Annotated in this window: 28 protein-coding genes and 2 pseudogenes; 11 read left to right on the top strand and 19 right to left on the bottom strand. The window is 50.0% G+C overall.

The window, feature by feature from the left end:
• Positions 1-95: 95 nt before the first annotated feature.
• Together JI62_RS09210 and JI62_RS09205 are read left to right on the top strand one after the other, a co-directional pair.
• Positions 96-914 (top strand): DUF1206 domain-containing protein, encoded by an 819-nt coding sequence (locus JI62_RS09210; protein ID WP_088699879.1) that lies wholly within the window; start codon positions 96-98, stop codon positions 912-914.
• A gap of 8 nt (positions 915-922) precedes the next feature.
• Entirely contained in the window at positions 923-1,525 is a 603-nt protein-coding gene (locus tag JI62_RS09205) for a YqaA family protein (protein ID WP_088699878.1), read from the top strand.
• A 22-nt stretch (positions 1,526-1,547) separates the two neighbouring features.
• Here the strand turns inward: JI62_RS09205 and JI62_RS09200 are convergent, their stop codons facing one another.
• From JI62_RS09200 to JI62_RS09185, 4 genes are all read right to left on the bottom strand, one after another.
• Positions 1,548-1,865, bottom strand: coding sequence for an antibiotic biosynthesis monooxygenase family protein (locus tag JI62_RS09200; protein ID WP_088699877.1), 318 nt, complete (start codon positions 1,863-1,865; stop codon positions 1,548-1,550).
• Between the two features lie 35 nt (positions 1,866-1,900).
• Positions 1,901-2,689 carry a slipin family protein gene (locus tag JI62_RS09195; RefSeq protein WP_088699876.1) on the bottom strand — a complete coding sequence of 263 codons (789 nt, stop codon included), beginning with the start codon at positions 2,687-2,689 and terminating at the stop codon, positions 1,901-1,903.
• A gap of 46 nt (positions 2,690-2,735) precedes the next feature.
• On the bottom strand, positions 2,736-4,094 hold the full coding sequence (locus tag JI62_RS09190) for an NfeD family protein (protein WP_088699875.1): 1,359 nt from the start codon (positions 4,092-4,094) through the stop codon (positions 2,736-2,738).
• 207 nt (positions 4,095-4,301) lie between these two features.
• The gene (locus JI62_RS09185; RefSeq protein WP_088699874.1) at positions 4,302-4,709 is read right to left on the bottom strand and encodes a DUF4019 domain-containing protein; all 408 of its coding nucleotides are present in this window, start codon (positions 4,707-4,709) and stop codon (positions 4,302-4,304) included.
• A 149-nt stretch (positions 4,710-4,858) separates the two neighbouring features.
• On the opposite strand from JI62_RS09185, the gene JI62_RS09180 reads away from it, so the two are divergent.
• The 7 genes and pseudogenes from JI62_RS09180 to JI62_RS09155 all read left to right on the top strand — a co-directional run bounded on the left by JI62_RS09180 (position 4,859) and on the right by JI62_RS09155 (position 8,950).
• Positions 4,859-5,602, top strand: a complete 744-nt coding sequence (locus JI62_RS09180) for a class I SAM-dependent DNA methyltransferase (RefSeq protein WP_088699873.1) — start codon at positions 4,859-4,861, stop codon at positions 5,600-5,602.
• 157 nt (positions 5,603-5,759) lie between these two features.
• The gene (locus JI62_RS09175) at positions 5,760-6,326 is read left to right on the top strand and encodes an isochorismatase family protein (protein ID WP_088699872.1); all 567 of its coding nucleotides are present in this window, start codon (positions 5,760-5,762) and stop codon (positions 6,324-6,326) included.
• Positions 6,319-7,326 carry a GlxA family transcriptional regulator gene (locus JI62_RS09170; protein WP_088699871.1) on the top strand — a complete coding sequence of 336 codons (1,008 nt, stop codon included), beginning with the start codon at positions 6,319-6,321 and terminating at the stop codon, positions 7,324-7,326. The genes JI62_RS09175 and JI62_RS09170 overlap by 8 nt, the downstream gene beginning before the upstream one ends.
• Positions 7,327-7,371: 45 nt before the next feature.
• Positions 7,372-7,692 (top strand): annotated as a pseudogene (locus JI62_RS23125) (DUF6597 domain-containing transcriptional factor); the annotation flags it as partial.
• Between the two features lie 45 nt (positions 7,693-7,737).
• Positions 7,738-8,190, top strand: a complete 453-nt coding sequence (locus JI62_RS22875; protein WP_240513192.1) for a helix-turn-helix domain-containing protein — start codon at positions 7,738-7,740, stop codon at positions 8,188-8,190.
• A 52-nt stretch (positions 8,191-8,242) separates the two neighbouring features.
• Complete coding sequence (locus JI62_RS09160; protein WP_088699869.1) at positions 8,243-8,698, top strand: carboxymuconolactone decarboxylase family protein; 456 nt, start codon at positions 8,243-8,245, stop codon at positions 8,696-8,698.
• 45 nt (positions 8,699-8,743) lie between these two features.
• The gene (locus JI62_RS09155; protein ID WP_088699868.1) at positions 8,744-8,950 is read left to right on the top strand and encodes a YrhK family protein; all 207 of its coding nucleotides are present in this window, start codon (positions 8,744-8,746) and stop codon (positions 8,948-8,950) included.
• Positions 8,951-9,147: 197 nt separating this feature from the next.
• Here JI62_RS09155 and JI62_RS09150 read toward each other — a convergent pair whose 3' ends face one another.
• From JI62_RS09150 to JI62_RS09100, 10 genes are all read right to left on the bottom strand, one after another.
• Positions 9,148-9,693: a nucleotidyltransferase family protein gene (locus JI62_RS09150; RefSeq protein WP_088699867.1), complete on the bottom strand. Its 546-nt coding sequence runs from the start codon at positions 9,691-9,693 to the stop codon at positions 9,148-9,150.
• 87 nt (positions 9,694-9,780) lie between these two features.
• Positions 9,781-10,110 carry a GFA family protein gene (locus tag JI62_RS22870; RefSeq protein ID WP_276206560.1) on the bottom strand — a complete coding sequence of 110 codons (330 nt, stop codon included), beginning with the start codon at positions 10,108-10,110 and terminating at the stop codon, positions 9,781-9,783.
• A 248-nt stretch (positions 10,111-10,358) separates the two neighbouring features.
• The gene (locus tag JI62_RS09140; RefSeq protein WP_088699865.1) at positions 10,359-10,850 is read right to left on the bottom strand and encodes a DUF1456 family protein; all 492 of its coding nucleotides are present in this window, start codon (positions 10,848-10,850) and stop codon (positions 10,359-10,361) included.
• A 108-nt stretch (positions 10,851-10,958) separates the two neighbouring features.
• Complete coding sequence (locus JI62_RS09135; protein WP_088699864.1) at positions 10,959-11,381, bottom strand: Replicative DNA helicase; 423 nt, start codon at positions 11,379-11,381, stop codon at positions 10,959-10,961.
• Positions 11,382-11,643: 262 nt separating this feature from the next.
• Complete coding sequence (locus JI62_RS09130; RefSeq protein WP_240513190.1) at positions 11,644-12,192, bottom strand: GFA family protein; 549 nt, start codon at positions 12,190-12,192, stop codon at positions 11,644-11,646.
• Positions 12,146-12,571, bottom strand: a complete 426-nt coding sequence (locus JI62_RS09125; RefSeq protein WP_088699862.1) for an N-acetyltransferase — start codon at positions 12,569-12,571, stop codon at positions 12,146-12,148. The genes JI62_RS09130 and JI62_RS09125 overlap by 47 nt, the downstream gene beginning before the upstream one ends.
• A gap of 63 nt (positions 12,572-12,634) precedes the next feature.
• Entirely contained in the window at positions 12,635-13,108 is a 474-nt protein-coding gene (locus JI62_RS09120; RefSeq protein WP_240513189.1) for an NUDIX hydrolase, read from the bottom strand.
• A 91-nt stretch (positions 13,109-13,199) separates the two neighbouring features.
• The gene (locus tag JI62_RS09115; RefSeq protein ID WP_170938519.1) at positions 13,200-13,700 is read right to left on the bottom strand and encodes a GNAT family N-acetyltransferase; all 501 of its coding nucleotides are present in this window, start codon (positions 13,698-13,700) and stop codon (positions 13,200-13,202) included.
• Between the two features lie 339 nt (positions 13,701-14,039).
• Positions 14,040-14,462, bottom strand: coding sequence for a VOC family protein (locus JI62_RS09105; RefSeq protein ID WP_088699858.1), 423 nt, complete (start codon positions 14,460-14,462; stop codon positions 14,040-14,042).
• A gap of 124 nt (positions 14,463-14,586) precedes the next feature.
• Positions 14,587-15,024 carry a VOC family protein gene (locus JI62_RS09100; protein ID WP_088699857.1) on the bottom strand — a complete coding sequence of 146 codons (438 nt, stop codon included), beginning with the start codon at positions 15,022-15,024 and terminating at the stop codon, positions 14,587-14,589.
• A gap of 104 nt (positions 15,025-15,128) precedes the next feature.
• Here JI62_RS09100 and soxR point away from each other — a divergent pair, with 104 nt between their 5' ends.
• A complete protein-coding gene (gene soxR, locus JI62_RS09095; protein ID WP_088699856.1) occupies positions 15,129-15,611 on the top strand; it encodes a redox-sensitive transcriptional activator SoxR in 483 nt (160 codons plus the stop codon).
• A gap of 49 nt (positions 15,612-15,660) precedes the next feature.
• Here soxR and JI62_RS09090 read toward each other — a convergent pair.
• Together JI62_RS09090 and JI62_RS22610 are read right to left on the bottom strand one after the other, a co-directional pair.
• Positions 15,661-16,028 (bottom strand): annotated as a pseudogene (locus JI62_RS09090) (hypothetical protein).
• Positions 16,029-16,135: 107 nt separating this feature from the next.
• Positions 16,136-16,273 (bottom strand): hypothetical protein, encoded by a 138-nt coding sequence (locus JI62_RS22610; protein ID WP_170938518.1) that lies wholly within the window; start codon positions 16,271-16,273, stop codon positions 16,136-16,138.
• 219 nt (positions 16,274-16,492) lie between these two features.
• Here JI62_RS22610 and JI62_RS09085 point away from each other — a divergent pair, with 219 nt between their 5' ends.
• Positions 16,493-17,677: a DEAD/DEAH box helicase gene (locus tag JI62_RS09085; protein WP_088699855.1), complete on the top strand. Its 1,185-nt coding sequence runs from the start codon at positions 16,493-16,495 to the stop codon at positions 17,675-17,677.
• Positions 17,678-17,744: 67 nt separating this feature from the next.
• Here the strand turns inward: JI62_RS09085 and rho are convergent, their stop codons facing one another.
• The 3 genes from rho to JI62_RS09065 form a co-directional block, all read right to left on the bottom strand.
• Positions 17,745-18,701 carry a transcription termination factor Rho gene (rho, locus tag JI62_RS09080; protein ID WP_088699854.1) on the bottom strand — a complete coding sequence of 319 codons (957 nt, stop codon included), beginning with the start codon at positions 18,699-18,701 and terminating at the stop codon, positions 17,745-17,747.
• 346 nt (positions 18,702-19,047) lie between these two features.
• A complete protein-coding gene (locus JI62_RS23190; RefSeq protein ID WP_088699853.1) occupies positions 19,048-19,443 on the bottom strand; it encodes a DUF6979 family protein in 396 nt (131 codons plus the stop codon).
• A 106-nt stretch (positions 19,444-19,549) separates the two neighbouring features.
• Positions 19,550-20,506: a hypothetical protein gene (locus JI62_RS09065; RefSeq protein WP_088699852.1), complete on the bottom strand. Its 957-nt coding sequence runs from the start codon at positions 20,504-20,506 to the stop codon at positions 19,550-19,552.
• Positions 20,507-20,593 lie beyond the last annotated feature (87 nt).

Below are 20,593 nucleotides of genomic sequence, written 5' to 3'. Positions count from 1 at the left end.
ATAGCACAGCACAAGGCCAGTATGGGCCGCTGATAAGCGCTATATGAACTAGATTGCATAGGGATGCGCAACGCCTAATATGTCAGGAGGACACCATGGCCAATAGTATGAATAACCCCGACCACCGTGATGCGATTACCCTTTTCGCCCGCATGGGTTACGCCTCTCTGGGCATTGTGTATGTATTAGTCGGCGGCCTTGCAGCGCTGGCAGCCTTTGGGCAAGGCGGCCAAACAGAAGGCAGTCGGGGTGCCTTAGAACGCGTGCTCACCGCCCCCTTCGGAAAAGTCTTGTTAGCCCTTATGGCCATCGGCTTGGTGGGCTACGCGATGTGGCGGATCATCCAAGCAGTTAAAGACGCCGACCATCACGGCAACGGCGCCAAAGGTTTAGCGATTCGCGCAGGCTTATTAGCGAGCGCCATTACCCACACGCTGCTGGCATTTTTTGCCGCCACGCTCATCTTTCAATTGGCGGGCTCTTCTGGGGATTCCGGTGGTGGTTCCCAAGGTGTGGCGGGTTGGCTGATGCAGCAGCCTTTCGGGCGCTGGCTGGTAGGCGGAGTTGGCTTCATCATGATTGGCGTAGGCATCGCCCACGCATTTAAAGGTTATAAGGCCAAATTCGACAAACACTTCTCTATGCCGACACAGACGCAACAGTGGGCCTATCCTATCTGTCGTTTCGGCTTGGTGATTCGTGGCGTTGTGTTTGTGATCGTGGGCAGCTTTTTCATCATCGCCGCTTATCAAATCGACCCCAATGAAGCAGGTGGCATGGGTGAAGTGTTTAGTACCCTGCGAAGCCAGCCCTTCGGTCAGTGGTTGCTTGGTTTTGTCGCGCTGGGACTCTTCGCGTTTGGACTCTACAGCCTATTAGCAGCTATCTATCGCCGCATTAATCCCGAAGTGTAGAGACCTGCATGGCCATGGCATCCAAACGCACTAAGCAGTGGTTTGAGCGCATTAACCGCTCGAAGAATATGCTGTGGCTACTGGGCACCCTCTCCTTTTTGGAGACTATTATTCTACCCATACCTATTGAGCTGGTGTTGATCCCGCTGATGGCCGTCAATAGGCAACGGCTTTGGTTGCTGGCCACGGTCACCACCGCTGGGTGTCTCATCGCCTCACTGATTGGCTACAGTATTGGCTTATTACTTTATCAGTCTGTGGGTACGTGGTTTATTGAATTTATGGGTATGGAACAGAGCTATCAATCTTTCCAAGCCTTCTTCGATCAATACGGTTTTGCCGCGATTTTAGCCATTGGAATACTGCCGATTCCTTTCCAGGTGGCGATGATTACCGCCGGACTTTCCGGCTACCCGATTATGCTGTTTGTGCTGGCGACGTTAATCGCCCGTGGCTTGCGTTACTTCGGCTTGGCTTGGCTGGTTCACCGTTTTGGGCATGGCGTGCTGGTGTTATGGAAACGCCATGCCTTGGTAACCAGTTTGGTGGCGGGAGCCGCTGTACTGGCGATAGCTTTAGGGATGCAGGCACTGGCTAGGCTGGTGTTTTAGGCAATGGAACTGCTGGCAGTCGCTAAATTGCGTAATCTCGTTCCACTTTGGCGATACGGGTTTTGAAGTGTTGGTACCACTGCTGATGGCCTAGCCGCTGAGCCTCTTGATGCTCAGCATGGGCTTTCCACGCTTTAATAGATGCCAAATCGGCCCAGTAAGAGACCGTTACACCTACTTCATTGCGGGCAGACTCCACCCCTAAAAATCCCGGCTGCTGCGCTGCAAGCTCAACCATTCTTGCCGCCATGGCGTCATAGCCATCATCGACCTCTGTGCGGAGGGAGGTAAAAATAACCGCGTAGTAAGGGGGCTTGGGGGTGTCTGCAATCAGCGGCATTGGATATCCAAGTTGGTTAAAAGCTTACGCCAGTGTCACTGGTCAGGTTTATCGACGTTTTGTACCGGCGAGACATGCTTAGCCTTCATATCCCTAAAGGCCTCCATGATATCCATCGGTAATGGGAAAACAATCGTCGAAGCGTTCTTGTTGCTCATATCACTCATGGTTTGCAGATAGCGAAGCTGCAGTGCAGCCGAGTTTTCCTGCATGACATTAGCGGCCTCAACCAGCTTTTTGGAAGCCTGAAGCTCCCCTTCGGCATGAATGACCTTGGCGCGGCGCTCACGCTCAGCTTCCGCTTGGCGGGCGATAGCGCGAATCATGCTCTCATCCAGATCCACATGCTTGATTTCAACATTGGCGACCTTAATGCCCCATGCTTCGGTTTGAGTATCGATTATTTCCTGGATATCGTCGTTAAGCTTATCCCGCTCGGAAAGCATCTCATCCAGATCATGCTTACCCAGCACGGAGCGCAAAGTGGTCTGTGCCAGTTGACTGGTCGCCTGGGTAAAATTCTCGACTTGAATGATCGCTCTTTCTGGGTCGACGACGCGGAAGTAAAGCACCGCATTAACTTTAACGGTGACGTTATCCTGAGAGATCACGTCCTGTTCCGGTACGTCCATGGTAATGACGCGCAGATCCACCACCTCCATCTTCTGGATGGCGGGGATCACAATGACCAGCCCAGGCCCTTTCACTGTCTGATAACGGCCCAGAAAAAACACTACGCCGCGTTTATATTCCGGCAGTATGCGGATAGAGGCAGCGATCAACATCACCACCAGCACGACAGGAACTAAATACGAAATAATCATTAGGCACCTCGTTTAGCAGTGGGTCGGTTATGTCAGAAAGTGGGCACTAGCGGTGCGTCACATATACCGTCAAGCCTTCAAGGCGCATCACCACCAGCTTTTCACCTCGTTTGACTGGCGCATCGCTTACTGCGTTCCAGCGCTCGCCATGCAGCTGAACATGGCCGCTGGTCTCAAAATCCTCCAGTGCCACCGTTTCTGCGCCGATTAACTGCTCCGCACCGCTGTGTGCCGGACGACGGCGCAGGGTTGAAAAGCGTATTAACGTCCACAGCATTAGCCCTCCAGACATCAATGCCACACCACCGATGAGCGGTAGCGAAATGGCAAGATGCTCCGCATCCATCAGCATTACCGAGCCAAGTACAAAGGCAATGATGCCGCCAACCCCCAGCACACCGAAGCTAGGCATAAAGGCCTCGCCCACCATCAGCGCCAGCCCGACCACCATCAGCGCAAGCCCGGCGTAGTTAATCGGTAGCACCTGAAATGCAAACAGGGCGAGCAGCAGGCAAATCACGCCAATGGTGCCTGGGAACAGGCTGCCGGGACTGGCCAGCTCGAAAACCAGTCCGTAAAAGCCGATGATCATCAAGAAAAAGGCGATGTTGGGATTAGTGATCAGCGATAGCACCTGGGTGCGCCAATCAGGGGCAAAGCGCTCAATGGTGAGGCCTGCAGTCTCGAGGGTGGACTCGCCGCTTTCCATGACCACACTCATGCCGTCAACCTGCTCAAGTAGATCGTCAAGATCACGCGCCACCACATCGATGACGTTCTGCTCTAGCGCTTCGCTAGCAGTGAGGTTGACCGCATTGCGCACGGCCTCTTCACCCCAATCGGCATTGCGATCATGGCGTTCCGCCAGGCTGCGGATGAAGCTCACCGCATCTTCCACCACCTTGCGTTCCATGGCGCTGCCCTCGCCATCCGACTCCTCAGCCGAATTATCTTCTTCGCCGTCATCGCTGCCGGGAAACCCGCCGCCCATTTGTACCGGCGTGGCCGAACCGAGATGGGTCGAGGGGGCCATGGCCGCCACATGGCTACCATAAAGAAGATAGGTGCCCGCGCTTGCCGCTCTCGCTCCGCTGGGGGAAACGTACATCACCACTGGAATATCAGCGTTGAGCATTTCACGAATCATGTCGCGGGTAGTATCGACCAACCCGCCAGGGGTATCGAGCTCGACGATCACCACTTCGCTCCCCTGCTCACGGGCTTTATCAAGCCCACGCTCAAAGTAGTCCTTGGTCGCCGGGCCAATGGCGCCTTCGATATTGAGTACCAGAACGCTGGACGACGAGGACTGCGCCATGGCTTGCCACGTCAACGACATGGTAACCATTAGCAAACCGGCAACTATCAACCAGAGCCAGTGCGATTTGAGAGAAAGGGATTGCATACCCACTCCTCGCATTCAACACCTTTAACGCCATCTGAGAATCTGGAGCTGATCCACGGCGATCTACACAAGGTCATCTATTTAACGTAGCAGCCACGTTGAGCTTCGTCATGAACAATGTGATGGCAGGATGGACGAGTAAAACGAGCCTGCTCCAAGGGGATCATGTTGACCTGGGGAGGGTTGTAATACGTTTTTAAGAGTAAGTTAGTTCACGTAATAACCACTGACTTTCCACGTCCCCTCTTCCAGGTACGGAGTGATGGTTTCCGTGATCTGCGGTCTGTTCTCAAAACTCGTCTGGAATGTCAGTACCGTGTAGTCACCACTTGGCGCCCCTGGCATAGAGGTTTGGCGCACAATACCCACTCGGCGACGCGACTGTACAGCGCCAAAGTCACGACGCGCAGCACCAATCGTGCGCTCCAGCATGTGCGGTGAAAGCGGCTTTTTTAGGAGTGTAGAGGAGGATTCCCAGGCCTGCTCATACTGCCCACTATCGATGGATTCTAGCCACGCCAACGCCGCCGCCTCTGCATCATCTTTATGAGAGAGGGCTTGCGTGGATAGCATCAGGAGCAAGGGGGCGAATAGTAAGGACAATATTTTCGGCATAGCAGGCACTCTTGGCATCTAGGATCGAGCAGAGAAATCTCGATGCTCTTAGATATATATCGGTCATCGCCAGGGGTTCTTTAGGGTCACAGGCGGTATTTCGTTTACTATGCGCCCCTACCCTCTTTAGCTCCCACCATTAGGCGAACATGTCCTTCAACGCACTCTATACCGACCTCTCTGGCTACTACGATTTAATGTGTGTAGATATCGACTACCCCGCGCAAAGCAACGCCATTCATAGGCTGCAGCAGATTTTCGGTAACGGCGAAACCGCACACTTGGATTTAGCCTGTGGCACCGGCCCACACGTGCGCCATTTCATTGATTTCGGCTATGCCAGTAGCGGACTGGATATCAACCAACCGATGCTGGATATCGCCGCCACACGTTGTCCAGAAGCCCAGTTCACCCTGCAAGATATGGGCAGCTTCGAGGTGAGCGCACCCCTCGACCTAATTACCTGCTTTTTATACTCAATCCACTACAACGCTGGTATTGAAAAGCTAAAGATGTGCATGACCAGTGTGCACCGCGCACTCAAGTCTGGCGGTGTTTTCTGTTTTAACGCTGTCGATAAAGAGAAAATTGATAACGGTCTATTCGTTAAACATAGTGCCAAACAGGGTAGTGAATTATTCACGTTCCGCTCCGGATGGCACTATAGCGGGCAGGGTGAAAAGCAGTCTCTCAGGCTTAGTATTGAAAAGACGGACGCTGATGGAACGCAGGTGTGGAACGATGAGCACCCTATGGTGGCGGTCAGCTTTGCAGAGTTAGTGACACTTTTAGAGCCCTACTTCGAGGTTCATCTGTTTGAGCATAACTATGAAAAAATCATCCCTTGGGAGAACACCTCAGGGAACGCTATTTTTGTCTGTGTGAAGAAATAAACCCTGTTTGTATCTACGAATCCCCCTGCCGTGCTGTCCGCTAGAACACATTGGCCACCCATGGCCGAAATTGCCCCCTTTGTGACCGGCCAACGCATCGTTGGCTGAATGTAGAAAAGCTAATCTGTAACCTCACTTCAACACAATGAGATTAGCCATGAGCCAGCCTAATACCGCCTTGCTATTAATTGACGTTCAAGCCTCCTTTCCCGCCCGCGATTACTGGGTAGAATCGCTGGCTCAGGCATGGCGTCCCAAGCAGCGCGCAGTGCTTAACGCCGCACAGGCAAACAGTATTCCCGTTATCCGCATTCTGCATGAAGAGCCTGGCAGTCAAGGAGCTTTTGACCCCAAGAATGGCCTGATTCGTCCGCTTGATGGCTTTAATGATGAAGTAGTGGTGACCTATCATAAACGTGTCCATAACGCCTTTACCGACACCTCGCTTGAAGGCTGGTTACGGGAGCGTGGCATTGAACGGCTGGCGATTAGTGGTATTCGTACCGAGCAGTGCTGTGAAACCACCGCCCGAGTAGCGTCGGATTTGGGCTTTAGCGTCGACTTTATCAGCGACGCTACCCTGACGTTCCCTATGACGCGCCAAGGTGTCACCTGGTCAGCGGATGATATTAAGGCGCGCACCGAACTGGTACTTGAAGGCCGTTTTGCGCGTATTATCAATACACAAGACATGGTCAACGAATGGCAAAGCACGCGTGAGTGAAGAGCAATCAAATAGCCAACCGCCATCCCGAAGAGCCACCACTTTGCGGGTGGCGGTACTGATGATGCCCGGCCAGGTGCCGCTTGATTTGATTGGCCCGCTACAGGTTTTGCAGTGCGCCGATCGGCTCTCAATAGACGTCCGAGTACGCTATATCGGCCCCAAGTCGGCCATGCAGTGGTTAGGGCCGCTTACCCTTAGCGGCATTGACCCACTACCTGAACAGCTTCACCCTCAAGATTTACTGCTGATTCCGGGGCAGTATCGCAATAGCCTTGAGCCAATGGCACAACAAGAGTGTATCGCTTGGCTCAAGGCGAATGCCCACTGTGCGGATACGCTAATGACCGTTTGCTCCGGCACGCTGTTACTGGCGGATGCTGGTCTGTTAGCGGGGCGACGCTGTACCACCCACCACACGCTAATCGAGCAATTGCAGTCCAAAGCCCCTCAAGCAAAAGTACAAAGTGATTGTATCTTTACCGAGGACGGTCGCTATTTAACCAGCGCGGGGATCTCAACGGGGATCGATACCATGCTTTACTGGCTGACCCGTGCTTGCGGCCATTCACTGGCCTTGGCGGTAGCGCGGGAAATGGTGCTGTATCTTCGCCGCAGCGGTCAGGAGCCTCAACTGGGCGCCTGGCTTGAGGGCCGCAATCATGTGGATGAACGGCTGCATCGCGTTCAAGATGCCATCTGCGCCGCGCCCTCTCAAAGGTGGCCAATTGAAACGCTGGCGGCTCAGGCCGCCATGAGCGAGCGCCATTTCCGCCGGCAATTCAAAAACCTCACCGGCATGCTGGTTGGCGACTATATTATGGGGTTACGCCTGCAGCGAGCCAAAGCGTTGATGACCGAAACGACCTGGACGCTAGCACGCATCGCCGAAGCCTCCGGGTTCGGTGATGAACGTCAGCTAAGGCGCAGTTGGGCTCGCCAGGAAAATACGCCGCCTAGCGTGTGGCGGCGGGCCTGCTCCCAAAAACTGCTTGATTGAGGCAATAAGAGCTACTATTGGTAAAACCTATCGCTGACTGACGCCATGACTGACCTCATTCTGCCCAGCAACACTGACTATCTAAACTTCCGGCATCGCCTGCCTGATAGGCGATTAACGCCTTGGGTTCAATGCTTTTGGTCAATGGGAACTCCAGGTCACCTCACTGAACCCAGAACCGAAAAGTTCTACCCCGATGCAGGGGCTAGTCTTAGCATTAAACTCTCCAGCTCCCGCCCCCTCATCACACTCTGTTTCAACAGGCGAACGTTAATAGAAACACTCGACACAACCACACCCTGTTTGGGCATTCGCTTTAAAGCGGCAGGCGCCCACAGCTTGCTGGGCTTACTACCCGAAGCATTCACAGATACATACCATCGCATGGATAACGAGCTTGAAGAACTAAGTGTGCAAAAATTAAGGTTGCAAGGATTAATGCCTGTGGTAGAGCGCCTCTACCAGTTGGACTCACAACAGGGATTACGCCTGCTGGAAACATGGTTGTTAGATCGACTAAAGAGCCAGCCACCTGCCAATAGCCGTATCACTACGATTGTTCAAGCCATTAGAGAGCTACAACTTCCACCCCAACAGTTAGGTACCACGCTAGGGTTTACCAGACGTACCCTGGAACGCAAATTAAAGCGCGAGGTGGGCGTTACCCCCGGCCAATTAGTCGCCTATGCCCGGCTAAACCGTGCCCGCCACGGATTGCTTGCAACCACACTGCCTCTAGCGGAAATAGCGCTGCAATGCGGTTACTATGACCAAGCTCACTTCACCCACGCCTTCCAATCACTTGCCTATGAAACACCCGCCGCCTATCGCAAACGCAAACTGTCGCAAATTTACAAGGCATAAAAAAACCTCGACGTTAAGCTGAGCTCCCAACTTACTCATCGAGGTCACCCACATGTCTACTCGTATGTCTCAACAGTCAGTGTATCGCCTTGTACCACGCCTAGCTAAGAACCTGACCGCCTTAGGCAATGTTGCTTCAGACTCAACGGTTAATCGCTCGATCATTCACTTAGTAAACCTGCGGGTTTCGCAAATTAATCACTGCTGCTTTTGTCAGCACATGCATTCGCAAGAGGCCAGAGACGACGGCGAGCACCAGGTGCGCCTGGATGTATTGCCTGCTTGGCGTGAAGCTCCCTGCTTCAGCACTCAAGAGCGCGCCGCGCTCGCCTGGGCCGAAGCACTAACCCATGTCAGCCAGCAAGCGGTAAGTGACAGCGACTATCAAAACGCACTAGATGCGTTTGGTGAGCAGGGGCTAATTGACCTCACCGCCATTATTGTCCAAATCAACAGTTGGAATCGGATATCGGTAGGCTTTCAGTTTTCACCCGACATCACTATTTAAGCCCGATGAAGCACTTGAAAGTAATATTGCAGACAAGGAAATAAAATGAACAGTGAGATGGCACAGCATCAACAGCTACCCAACCTACTCGGTCTCTTATCAAGCTTATTTTTCTTCTTTGGCAGTCTTTTGTTTCTTCCCGCTTTTGCGAGCTACGCAACCGTAGGCGTATGGTGTTTTGTCATGGGCTCGCTGATCATGTTTATTATTTACGTAATAAGCATGAAAAGTAGTGGTGAGAAAATTGTTTAATTGATTCAATATTTGGCGTTGATATAGCCGCTGGGGTTTAGCCACCTAGCGGCTTACTGGCTGTAATGCCTTTCAACATTGGCTGAGACCTTCGCTGCTATGATGTTAACGGGAAGAGTTATTGCCCACCATACCTGATAACTAATTATCAACGGAGCCAAGGCGTTACATATACTCTAAAAACCATTTACTTCATATTAGGTATTTACGACCAGTCTAGGCCAGGTTTTCAACCACCGCTTGCTATATATGCGGGCCTCAAAATCTACTCGCTTTGGCCTTTTGGGATTTAATGTGATGGTATAGTCAAACAGTGGCTTAACACCAAAGGGAGCCACAATAATGACTTCTCCATCATCAGCCATTGAAGCACCTACGGCCGTCTCTACTTCAACCCAGAAACTCATGGCATCTTCCGTTGAGGTATACGGGCAGTCCCTATTTCGCTCGTGCATTCTTGCTTGGTTCTTTACCGACCACGGGAGCTTCGAAGCGGCCCTTAACTCGCCTTCAATTTCCCGGTCACGAGCATCGCTCATATCTTGTTGATCGAAGTAAATTAAATCAATGTCGTTTAGCGGCGTACTCGATGAAAAGTCGTGTAGCTTGTCCCACACTAAATTTCTAACGAATCCAGCGGCGAGGCACCAACCCGGTAGTTTCTGAGCAGCCGCTATAGTAAGCGCCTCCATCCGCACCGGATCGTTCGTCACCCAGCGTTTGATCACCGCTTCATGATCCATCTGAATGCCTTACTCGTATGGCTGTCTTTAGCTATGAAGCTGCACAGAACCAACCAAACCATAAAATTACGCCTTCCTTATCCCCTGCTATTGATCAGATTCATGGTTAATACCGTCGCTAACCGGCAAATCGTCCAAGTCATAGGGATTAACACCTTCCAAACACCCGACATTAAATCCATACACATTGGGATTGGAGCGCGTTTGGTGGTGAGTGTAGACGCCGCAGTTTGAACAGAAGTAGTGCTTAGCGACGCTCGAATTGAACTGATATAGCTTTAAATGCTCAGCGCCGCGGAGAACGCGAAGGCCGCTCAACGGCACATAGGCCATGACAGCGCCTCTGCGCCTGCAAATAGAACAGTTACACCTTTTCGGGTCGACAAGCCCTTCAGGCAAATCAAGTGCGAGCTCCACTATGCCGCAGTGACACGTCGCCCTGTGCTTAGGTTGAATTTTAACCCTGCCTACTTGCTTGATCACAAACCTTCTCCCCTGTGACGATCCTCGCTGGGCTTTATCGGCCTCAACGTTTGATAAAAGCAGCTACCAGCAGTGGGGGCAGCTCAATGAAGAGGTTAAGCGTGGCGATGATGTGGCGAAGAAGCTGAAAACTCAACGAGGGCTTCAATTCTTTTGAACTCACTGAAGCCAAAGCTATGAACTCAGGACTCAGTGCTTGAGCTAGAAGCAGCCTGATTTGGCCGCAATTGAAGCTGAATACCGAGCAAAAAATTGCGCAGCACCTGATCTTTGCACTCGCGATAATTCTTATGGCTCGGCTTGCGGAAAAACGCACTTAATTCATGGTTACTTATGTTGAAGCCAGCCAATTCAAACGCTGCCAAAATATCGTCAGCCTTTAGATTCAGCGCGATGCGCAGCTTCTGGAACACCATGTTGTTGTTCAACTGCGACTCTGGCACGGGCTGAGGCCCTTCGCGCTTGCCACGCTTAAAGCTAATAAAGCCGTTCAAAAACGCCGCCAACTCTCGGTTCTTCATGGTGACAAAGGCGTCGTCATCATCCTTTTTCAGCCAGGCAGTGACCTGCTCTTGAGCCACGCTGACCTCTGCCAAGGCGAAGATATCCACGATGGTGCTGTCTTTTAAATCGAAGGTGTAACGTATGCGGCGAAAAATATCGTTATTGGTCAAAATAGTGTCCCTAGTCTTAGGCAAACCCAGCACAATGAGGCTTTATGTGCATCTGCGTCTATCATGAATAATCGGATGAATAATCGGAAAATCAGTAACCTAGCAAGCCTAGCCTGCCGTCAGCTTCTCAAGCAGTTCATCAATTTCATCTTTGAGCTCGCCATCTTCAATCTTGTTGGCAGTGATCTGGGCATTTTTAAGATTGCTGATCGCCGCGTCGGTCTGACCCAGTTCAACTTGCAATTTTGCCATGGAGAAAGCTATCGATGACATGTGGTCTTTGGAATTAATCGCGACGGCTTTTTCGAAGGCTTTCTCGTAAACAGCCAGCGCCTCATCAAGCTCTTCAGTAAAATCAGCCAGGGTTTCCCACTGTTCTGGGTGATCTTTATCGCTATTTTCGTTCTCGGTGCAGATCGCTTCCAACTGCGCATAGAGCGCATCGAAAGCCTCTCTATCCTCTTTATCGGCAGCCTTCATGAGTTTTTCAGCCAGTTCGTAAACTGCCTTGTATATTTTGGTATTGATCATGAACGACTACCTTTTCTCTATTTAAAAATAGTAACAAGCAAATTAACCTGCTGAAATATAACGCTTGTAGCGAAGCCACCCTACTGTGGCAGATGACATTATACCCTTTGGAGACGGCTCCACGGGCGTTCATTTGACGGTTTCTGTGTTGGAATATTGGTATGTTTTGCTTGTGAGGTCATCTTTAGCTGGCAGCGCCATTAAACCGCATGCTGGAAGCATTGGAGGGCATTTCAGCCTCATGGTAAAGATTTCGTCTCGCTCAACAGCTTCTCCTCCGCAATGCCTGGTTAAGCGACTCCAGACTATCGGGGCCACCGGCCAGCCGAATACAGTTATCGGATTCTTGCGCCCACAAGGCGGACGAAGAAAAATGGAGATGCACAGCCACTTGAGCAACCGCCATCTCCTCCAGTAAACCGGCTGGAACCCATATTAAATCGGTGTCTCTCAACCTGTTGGGCACCGGGCTGCCGCAGCCTGAACAAAAATCACTCCGATAGCCGGTTGGCTTTTGAAAAGAGCAGATGTTCGACTGACCTGAAATCCAGCGAAAGCTCTTGCCTTCCACAAAAGTGGCAGCGTTAGCGTTAGATCCCGTCGCTTTGCGACACAAGGAACAGTGACATTGGTAGAGGTTTGGTAACTCACCCTCAATTTCAAACACTACCTCTCCACATAGACACTCACCTTTCATCGAACACTCCTGGGTACACAATGCCAAGCCAACCCCAACCCACTGATTAGCCGCTGTTTCACCGCTGTTAACCGTAATACTCCATAACCAACTCTGGATGACCAGTTCGTTCATCCATCTGCTCCCCCAATGAAATAAATCCATGCTTCTTATAGAAATGGATACTTGGATCGTTCTCACGGTAGACCGTCAGTTGCAAACACTCCCTTCTGCTCTTGGCATAATCAATCAGCGCTGTGCCCACGCCCTTACCCTGCAAGCTTGGTGCCACAAAAACAGCAGCCAACGTATTTTCATACAGGCTATAAAATCCAGCTATTTGAGCCCCAGACTCAAATACAAAGGTCTCCGAGGCGGGGAGATAGACATCACGCATTTCGCTAACTTTTGATTCCCAAAACGCTGATTCAATAAAGGCGTGTGCTTTAACCGATGCTGAAAGCCAGATATCTAAAATTTGATCCATATCCGCTTTCTGATATTTGCGAATCATCAAGATATTCCTTACTGATGGTCAACTGCGACTAAGGTACTATTGAGAATCGTTTGATAAATATTATCTCTGCAGCACAGAGCGAAGCAAATCAGGAATCCAATCAGGTTTGAAGAGAGAGGCTTCGTTTTCGAGTAGCTCGTCCAAGCTCCACCATTTCCACGTTTGAATCGTACTCTTCTCCTCATCAGTCCACTTTGCAGCAAATACCTCTCTGTTGGCAGGCCATTTAACCAAGAAGTACTTCTCAAGCCAACGTGCTGGCACCGACCGTGCAACGGCATAGACGTCATCTCGTTCTCTTAACATTTCATCGACGTCCTGTATTAAGCCTGTTTCCTCATATAACTCGCGTTTCGCAGCCTCGACGTAGTTCTCACTTGGCCTCAGTTCACCGCCAACGGTTGCCCAAAATGGCGCCTGATGCTCATCTTTGTATAAAAACAGTAGCAAGCGCCCATGTTCATCAATAATCATTAAGCGCGATGATTTTCTTGTCTCCAATTCTAGCGCTCCATTTCTTATTTCAATATTCATCAGATCTAGGTTCACAGAGATATACGAAGAGACATACTAAAGATCAGTCATCTAAGCCTATGGCGACTACCTGTTGTTAAAAACTTCTTAATCACCAAGGTTCGCTTTGTAAAACTACCTCTCCAACTGGGGTCAAGTCACCACGATGCATAAACTCGAAGGTAGAAAGCACTGTCTCACCTTGCTGCAGAAAATAAACGGCACCAGAATGCCGCTGATAACCATGTCTTTCGTAATAAGAAACTAGCCGAGACGGGCAAAAAAGCGTAAATACTCCAGTTCCAAAATGGTTGCTCGCCTGATGATGAACTTCGTTAAACAGTAGAGCTGGAATGCCTTGCCCTTGATATTCTGGCCTCACAACAACCTCACCAATACCAATCACTAAACGAGGCACAGCATCGATGAGGACTTCAAAGCTATCAAAGCCAATGTGGCCAATAGGGTTCTTCTCCTCCGAGTAGACGATGCTATGCCAAGAAACAGGGGACCACTCTTTACCACGCCCCTCTGCAGGAAAAACTTGCTCCTTCCATTGGGTTAAGTAGTGCCACTCGCCTTCCAATATTCCTTTTTTGGTTTCAATTCTCACTGAAAGCTCCTGTAGTTTTACTGTTAACGCAATATATTATATTATTCTAATTAAAAGTAAATCTACCCCATTCATCTAATAAGCAGTCTACCAAATGAGCGGTAAGCCCAGCCTACGTACTCAGCTGTCTTGTTTGCCCAAGGCTGCTTTGACCACAGTTCACCGGTGACAACGGCGTCAAGGTTATCGGCCACATCAGCAACATGGGCCAGCCCAACTCTGTGGCCTTTCAGATCACGGCTCTTCCCTTCGCCATGATCGCTTAGCGCCATGCACAGGTGAACTTGGGTGCTAGCTACTAACAGAGGATTCGGATACGAAGGTGGTTACTGCGGCTCCCTAAGTGTCCGATTTTTCAACCGTTAAACCGATTTCCTGTCCATACGAAATTTCTAAAACATGGCCATCTGGATCATTTATAAAGGCCCAATAGCCTACCGGATAGCCGCTATCCGTCGCCTCCCGGGACAATATGCCTTCGCGCCTAGCTTGGTCACATAAATCATCTACTTCACGCTTGCTTTTACAACCAACACCCAGGTGGGCAAAAGGCCCTAATATAGGAACCGGATTACTGTTTTGTACTAGCACTAATACAAATGGGCGTGATTTATCCGACAACCAAACGACCCGCTTGTCAATTTCCTTATCTGTTCGCTCATGAATGACAGCCATATTGGCGTAGCGCTGATAAAAATCAACACTCTTATCTAAGTTACTTGCTGATAACGCAATGTGCGTAAAGCCGACATCTATTTTCATTGTCAAACCCCAAATTTTAAGTTTTACAAAAGAGGCTTCCTGGCTCGTTATTGCTTAAATACCCCTGCTTATCAAGAGCACGCTGTGCTGACTTGATTACCAACCCCGCAGTTGCCCACCTCTCCTACGTTGCCGTTTTCTGAGCATCGCGGTTTAAATTCCGTTCAGCCGGTATATCACTCAGATACTCGACAAACTCAACTTCAAACCCAGCCGGATCGACAAAGTAGACATTTTTACGAAACGGCTCTGTTGCTCCTGGTTTGGCAATGGCAAAACCCGCGTTATTTAACCTGGCCACAACGGCGTCAAGGTTATCGGTTACATAAGCAAAATGGGCCAGCCCAACGCTATGGCCTTCCAGATCACGGTTCTCCCCTTCGCCGTGATCGCTTAACGCCAAGTAATGTTCATCATCACCAAAGTGTATCCACTTGCGTGGCTTGCCATACCACTCACCATGGCCTTCATCTCGCACCCGCCAGTGGGGGAATACGGCGCGGTAAAAATCCAACATGGCATCCATATCATCAACGACCAGATTAACGTGTTCCAAGTACATAAGAGTCTCCTTGCGTTAAGTGAAATGGCAGGATAAAACCTCAACTTCACTTGAGGTAAAGTGTTTTTTGGGAAAAAATGGCAAAAAAGATTCAGAGGTGAGTGATGGCAGAGGCTATTTGGAGTGTGGGCAAGGTGGCAAAGCGCTGCGGCATTAAAGTCAGTACCTTGCACTTTTACGAGCAGCAAGGCCTGATCCAAAGCTGGCGCAATGCGGGCAACCAGCGCCGTTATAAACCAGAAGTACTTAGGCGGATTTCGGTGATTAAAGCCGCGCAGAAAGTCGGCGTCAGCCTGGAAGAGATCAAGCGGGCCTTTGAATCACTGCCCTATAACCGCACACCGACGGTTGAAGACTGGCAACAGCTTTCAAAAAACTGGCAGCAGATGCTCGATGGCCGGATTGCTTATCTACAAAAGCTACGTAGTAACTTGGCTGGCTGTATCGGCTGCGGCTGTTTGAGTATGACCAGTTGCCCGCTCTACAATCCGGACGACAAGCTGGCGGAATCAGGTAGCGGCCCGGTGCTTCTGGATCAAGCAGAACAGAAAGCGAGAGCCCAGCAAGAACCAAGCGCTAGCTCATAGACCTTAAGAGTAGTCCTTAAGAGTAGACCTCAATAATAGCTGTCGAGCCTTAAACTACACGGATGAACCACTTGGGCTTGATGCGCCCGAAGTCACAACGGTTTCCCGCTCGCTTCTAGCAAACACCACCCAATGCCAGAAAGGTCTGCCCTGCTCCATGCGCCATTTGATCGCCAACAGTGCTTTATCTGGAAGGCGCTCCCAGGTATCAAATGGCGTCTCCGTAGGGGCAGCCGTGATCCCCAAAGCACGCAAGAGCTTACGGACGTACTCGGTGTCTGACCAAAGCGCTGTGTCTTCGGCATAGATACCCATGGCGTTGGCTGTCTCTTTCGCCTGTGCATAGGTAATGCCCGCAAGAGCAGCGCATGCTGCGATGCCACAGCCGGATATTTCTTCTTGAATGACAGGGTTCATTTGCATATGGATTAACGTTTGCCATAAATGGTGCGAGGAACAAACGTGAAACGATCTAAACTATTGAATTTAATTGAATTTTTATTTCGCTCACTCACGATTTAACTTCAACTACCCTGAGACTCCACTTTCGCCAATTTCTTCTCTAGCTTAACAACTTTAGAAAATGAAAGGATGCCAAAGACAAACCCCAAGATGCCCATCGACATTCCCATCATTCCAAAAATGAATCCTATATCACCCATGTTATCTCTCCAATTTTAAAGCTAATTCTGACCAACATTAGCGTACTATAAAGCATCACTTACCATTTATTTAATGAATGCCTTTAATTTCATCACAAAAGTCGCCGTTCAGCACTATGAAGCTAATTGCCCTGTTCGAGCAACGAGCGGCTGCTTTTACGCTATACTGAATCATTTTTCATTTTCGACACACCTTACGACCATCGGTCAGAGCTCCTAATGCCATTTTCAAAACTAGGATTATCCAGTCCTCTTGTTCAAGCGATTACCGAACTAGGTTACAACACGCCAACGCCCATTCAGGAACAAGCGATTCCTGCCATTCTCTCGGGTAACGACTTAATCGCCACCGCACAAACAGGCACAGGTAAAACCGCTGCCTTTGTTCTTCCTCTGCTAGAGCGATTCAGTAACGCGGGCACGTTACGTGGCAAGCGGATACGTGCGCTGATTCTCGTGCCGACCCGTGAGCTAGCGGTTCAGGTCGAAGCCAATGTGGCTCAATACGCTAAACACACGCACCTAACCTCGATGGCGATGTATGGCGGTGTGGATACCGAAGCGCAAAAAGAGCGCCTAATCAAAGGAGTGGATATTCTAGTCGCCACGCCGGGCAGATTGCTTGATTTGGCGCATCAGCGTGCGCTGCATTTTGACGAACTTAAAGTCATGGTACTGGACGAAGCGGACAGAATGGTCGACATGGGGTTTGCCGACGATATCCATAAAATCATAGATCGCCTGCCTGAAGACCGTCAGAACCTACTGTTTTCGGCTACCATTACAGACGACGTTCGCGCCCTCGCCTACGATTTTTCGGATCGCCAGATGACCGATCTGGCGGCTGAAATATCCATTTCTCCCAACGTCCGCGCCGCCGCTAATGTCAAACAATGGCTCATCACCGTCGACAAAGACACTAAGTCCGCCTTGTTGAGCCACTTGATCAACGAGCAACAATGGGATCAGGCGCTCATTTTTACCGAGAAAAAACACAATGCGGCCAAGCTTGTTGCTCAACTGGAAAAACGCGGCATCACAGCGGACTCTATCCATGGCGATAGAAGCCAAGCAATGCGCGAAAAGATTTTGGCCCAGTTCAAATCTGGCGAGCTAAAGTACTTGGTCGCCACGGGAGTTGCCGCGCGTGGTTTGGATATTGATGAATTGAGTCGTGTGGTGAATTACGATTTACCTTTTCAGCCAGAAGAGTACATCCACCGCATTGGTCGAACCGGCCGCGCGGGCGCCTCAGGTGAAGCCATCTCTTTAGTCGACATGAGTGACTTTAAAAATCTTTGCGCTATTGAAAGACGCTTAAAAAGCATTATTGAGCGCAAAGAGATTGCAGGGTTCCCGGTTCGAAAAGCAGTACCTGAATCAAACTTGAATTACAGAAAATAAAGTAATCGTTAAAACTTACCCAAGAAGCTCATCTTTTAAAAGGGTGGGCTTCTTTATTATCGATATTTCACGAATCCGGTAAAAATGCATCTAACAGTTCGGCATTAGTGGGATATTTATCCAATAACGCAAGCAGCTTCTGCGCGCCTTCTACTGGCTTCAGCGCTGTCAAACCTCTACGTAATGTCCTTACCTTTTCAATATCTTTTGCATCAATCAAAAGCTCCTCTCGACGGGTACTGCTTTTAGCAATATCTATCGCCGGAAAAATCCGTTGATTGGCCACATCCCGGGACAGCACGAGTTCCATATTGCCCGTGCCCTTAAACTCCTCGAAAATCACCTGATCCATACGGCTTCCCGTATCCACCAGCACGGTGGCCAGAATGGTGAGCGACCCGCCGTTTTCGATCTTTCGCGCAGCGCCAAACAGTTTTCGGGGTATTTCCATCGCTCGGGAATCCAGCCCACCCGACATAGTGCGACCATTACCTCGCTGCTCGACATTATGAACGCGCGAGAGCCGCGTAAGAGAATCGATCACAATCATCACATTATGACCGTCGCCTGCTTGCTTACGTGCCGTCTCAAGGAGTTTATCGGCCATACGCACATGGTGCGTGTAGGTTTCGTCTGAAGACGATGCATGTACTTCTGCCGACACACTGCGCTTAAAATCGGTCACTTCTTCAGGGCGTTCATCAATCAGTAAGGCATACAGCTTTATTTCCGGATGAGCCTCAGTCACGGCCTGACAGATATGTTTTAACATCGTCGTTTTGCCAGAGCCTGGCGGCGCCACAATCAACCCTCGTTGCCCCATACCAATGGGCGTAATCAAATCCATCGCTCGCACAGTACGCTCTTGAGAGCCAGGCTCTAAAGCAATGCGGGGGGAAGGATGAATAGCAACGCCATTTAAAAAACGTTTTTCGGGATCATTGGGGAATTGATCGTCAACCTCGTCGGCGGGCTTGGCATCTATCTCTCTTTTTACCTTCAAACCTAGTGTTTTTCTCGTCATGGTATCGATGTATCGCCTTGAAAAAGCTGAATGTATAGAATAACTGCATCATAGCCAGCCGACCGATAGCGTCGTTGCGGTACTTGGCATGGAAAACGGGTAAGTTTAGCTTGTGCGCAAAGGTACCGGGCTGCGGCTGATCTTAGTAGTTGACCACCACCATGGCATTTTGATCGTGGTTATAAGGATTGAAGCGCGGCATGCTGACCGCTCCTCGTCTGTATTCCTTGATCCCATCAAAACTTAGCAATCCACAGGTTTTCTTCAGCCTCAACGTCTGAGCTAAGCGGCGCGCCTCTGGCGCATCCTGTGGAGGCCGAAGGCCAGAACGAACTTGAGCGGATTGTTAGACATCGTTCTTGCTAATGGCACCGGCCTGCCATAGCGAAATTGCAACGTCCATCTGTGAGTTCTCCGACTTAGCCTCCCCTCGCATGATTTCCTTCCAGACCTCGTCTGGTTTGTCGGCCAAAGAAGGCGCCTTCCGGAGAAGCTTTACCGCTTCGCGTGCATAGCGACGATTGTCTTTTGATAGTGTGTACTCGCCTGATGGAACCCCTGACACTAGACCGTCGGAGCAAAGGCCCAAGAATGCACCGCGAGGACAGCTTTTCTCCCGGGATAAGGGGCTATTCGGAAAGACTTCATTTACGGCCCTGTTCCAGGCTGAGACAGGTTCCAACTTTCTATTCACTGTCAAAAGCTCCTGAGCTCGAATAGCGGCCTTTCCGTATTTCCCCATGTCTCTTCCTTACGTATGCCTAACTCTGATGGTAACCGGCGCCGGAACGCAGCTGGGGGATCAAAAGCGCCACGCTTTTGGCGTCCGCTTGACCGCCTAGTTAGGTTTATTCTTTTCCGCGGTGAATCATAAGCCCCTTTGGCTTCGAGAATTCACAAAACTCTTCCGCTGTATATTTCATTACCAGAGCCGAAATACCACTTGCAAGCAAGGGAATTCCAATTCTGAAATCACCCATAGTGGTAACCACCGCTGCAGAAAAATAGCCTTCGTTAAAGACTTTGGGAACCCGATTTTTCCATAGTTTATATATCGAACTATCTGGATTACAAAACGTCTTCCAAGCAATGCGCTTGATTATTGCAAAGGTGATTTTTCCTATCTTTTTTGGTTGCTCTGATTTTTCGGGTGACGGCAACAGCTTTCTATCTGGAGGAGGCAACTGATCCAATGAATAAGTGCGCACATCTCGCAGAAGGCTAATACTGGCCGTTGGAACCGAGTTGCCGATGAGCTTAAAGATTTCGTCATCAGAATTTCTTTGAATCAGGAGTACAGCTTTTGCTTGGATCTCATCAACATTCATTTCGGCGTGATTGGTTCCAATCAGCTCAGTCAGAATGCATTCTTCTTCAATCCGTTCGATCAAGCGCTTTTGGAACTGATGCCTTGTCCTCTCGGAGCTGATATTGTTCACTTTTTCAATAACTTCCTTAATCAAGCCCTTTGCTGATGAAGTATCCTTTGACCTGAGATGGAAAACAGCCAATAGGCTGGACGCCTCTAGGTAAAGGCGAGTGGTTGGGGCAGATAGCTTTCTTATACCAATGAAGCCCCTTTGCGCATAAGAGAGCCTATTGGCGTCCAAGCAAGATTCAAAAGCCCACAATTTAGCCCGCAAAAGACGATGATGCCTTCTCCATTCCTTTGGAAAAAGCTCTTGAATCTGTGTTGCAATTTCAATTGCTCTGTCAGTATCACTAGAGCGCACTGCATATTTTAGCTCCAATTCCAGAGGTTTGAGCTTTTTTAGTTGATAGTCAGTTAACTTAGTAGAGCTCATATTCTCCTCGGAAACCTAACGCCAGCGTAACGGGTTGGTTTGGAGCGCCAGCGGGAAATCAATCTCGTTGACGCACTGGTTAGGTTT

Origin of the sequence: Halomonas campaniensis, from assembly GCF_002211105.1 — a bacterium.
In the GTDB taxonomy this organism is placed as follows: domain Bacteria; phylum Pseudomonadota; class Gammaproteobacteria; order Pseudomonadales; family Halomonadaceae; genus Vreelandella; species Vreelandella campaniensis_A.
Note: the sequence above shows the minus strand (reverse complement) of the source record. Positions and strands in the feature narration are given on the sequence as shown.

Coding starts and splice junctions, on each gene's coding strand:
- JI62_RS09210 (WP_088699879.1), top strand. CDS start 96: ATGGCCAATAGTATGAATAACCCCGACCACCGTGATGCGATTACCCTT.
- JI62_RS09205 (WP_088699878.1), top strand. CDS start 923: ATGGCCATGGCATCCAAACGCACTAAGCAGTGGTTTGAGCGCATTAAC.
- JI62_RS09200 (WP_088699877.1), bottom strand. CDS start 1,865: ATGCCGCTGATTGCAGACACCCCCAAGCCCCCTTACTACGCGGTTATT.
- JI62_RS09195 (WP_088699876.1), bottom strand. CDS start 2,689: ATGATTATTTCGTATTTAGTTCCTGTCGTGCTGGTGGTGATGTTGATC.
- JI62_RS09190 (WP_088699875.1), bottom strand. CDS start 4,094: ATGCAATCCCTTTCTCTCAAATCGCACTGGCTCTGGTTGATAGTTGCC.
- JI62_RS09185 (WP_088699874.1), bottom strand. CDS start 4,709: ATGCCGAAAATATTGTCCTTACTATTCGCCCCCTTGCTCCTGATGCTA.
- JI62_RS09180 (WP_088699873.1), top strand. CDS start 4,859: ATGTCCTTCAACGCACTCTATACCGACCTCTCTGGCTACTACGATTTA.
- JI62_RS09175 (WP_088699872.1), top strand. CDS start 5,760: ATGAGCCAGCCTAATACCGCCTTGCTATTAATTGACGTTCAAGCCTCC.
- JI62_RS09160 (WP_088699869.1), top strand. CDS start 8,243: ATGTCTACTCGTATGTCTCAACAGTCAGTGTATCGCCTTGTACCACGC.
- JI62_RS09155 (WP_088699868.1), top strand. CDS start 8,744: ATGAACAGTGAGATGGCACAGCATCAACAGCTACCCAACCTACTCGGT.
- JI62_RS09150 (WP_088699867.1), bottom strand. CDS start 9,693: ATGGATCATGAAGCGGTGATCAAACGCTGGGTGACGAACGATCCGGTG.
- JI62_RS09135 (WP_088699864.1), bottom strand. CDS start 11,381: ATGATCAATACCAAAATATACAAGGCAGTTTACGAACTGGCTGAAAAA.
- JI62_RS09130 (WP_240513190.1), bottom strand. CDS start 12,192: ATGAACGAACTGGTCATCCAGAGTTGGTTATGGAGTATTACGGTTAAC.
- JI62_RS09125 (WP_088699862.1), bottom strand. CDS start 12,571: ATGATTCGCAAATATCAGAAAGCGGATATGGATCAAATTTTAGATATC.
- JI62_RS09120 (WP_240513189.1), bottom strand. CDS start 13,108: ATGAATATTGAAATAAGAAATGGAGCGCTAGAATTGGAGACAAGAAAA.
- JI62_RS09105 (WP_088699858.1), bottom strand. CDS start 14,462: ATGAAAATAGATGTCGGCTTTACGCACATTGCGTTATCAGCAAGTAAC.
- JI62_RS09100 (WP_088699857.1), bottom strand. CDS start 15,024: ATGTACTTGGAACACGTTAATCTGGTCGTTGATGATATGGATGCCATG.
- soxR (WP_088699856.1), top strand. CDS start 15,129: ATGGCAGAGGCTATTTGGAGTGTGGGCAAGGTGGCAAAGCGCTGCGGC.
- JI62_RS22610 (WP_170938518.1), bottom strand. CDS start 16,273: ATGGGTGATATAGGATTCATTTTTGGAATGATGGGAATGTCGATGGGC.
- JI62_RS09085 (WP_088699855.1), top strand. CDS start 16,493: ATGCCATTTTCAAAACTAGGATTATCCAGTCCTCTTGTTCAAGCGATT.
- rho (WP_088699854.1), bottom strand. CDS start 18,701: ATGACGAGAAAAACACTAGGTTTGAAGGTAAAAAGAGAGATAGATGCC.
- JI62_RS23190 (WP_088699853.1), bottom strand. CDS start 19,443: ATGGGGAAATACGGAAAGGCCGCTATTCGAGCTCAGGAGCTTTTGACA.
- JI62_RS09065 (WP_088699852.1), bottom strand. CDS start 20,506: ATGAGCTCTACTAAGTTAACTGACTATCAACTAAAAAAGCTCAAACCT.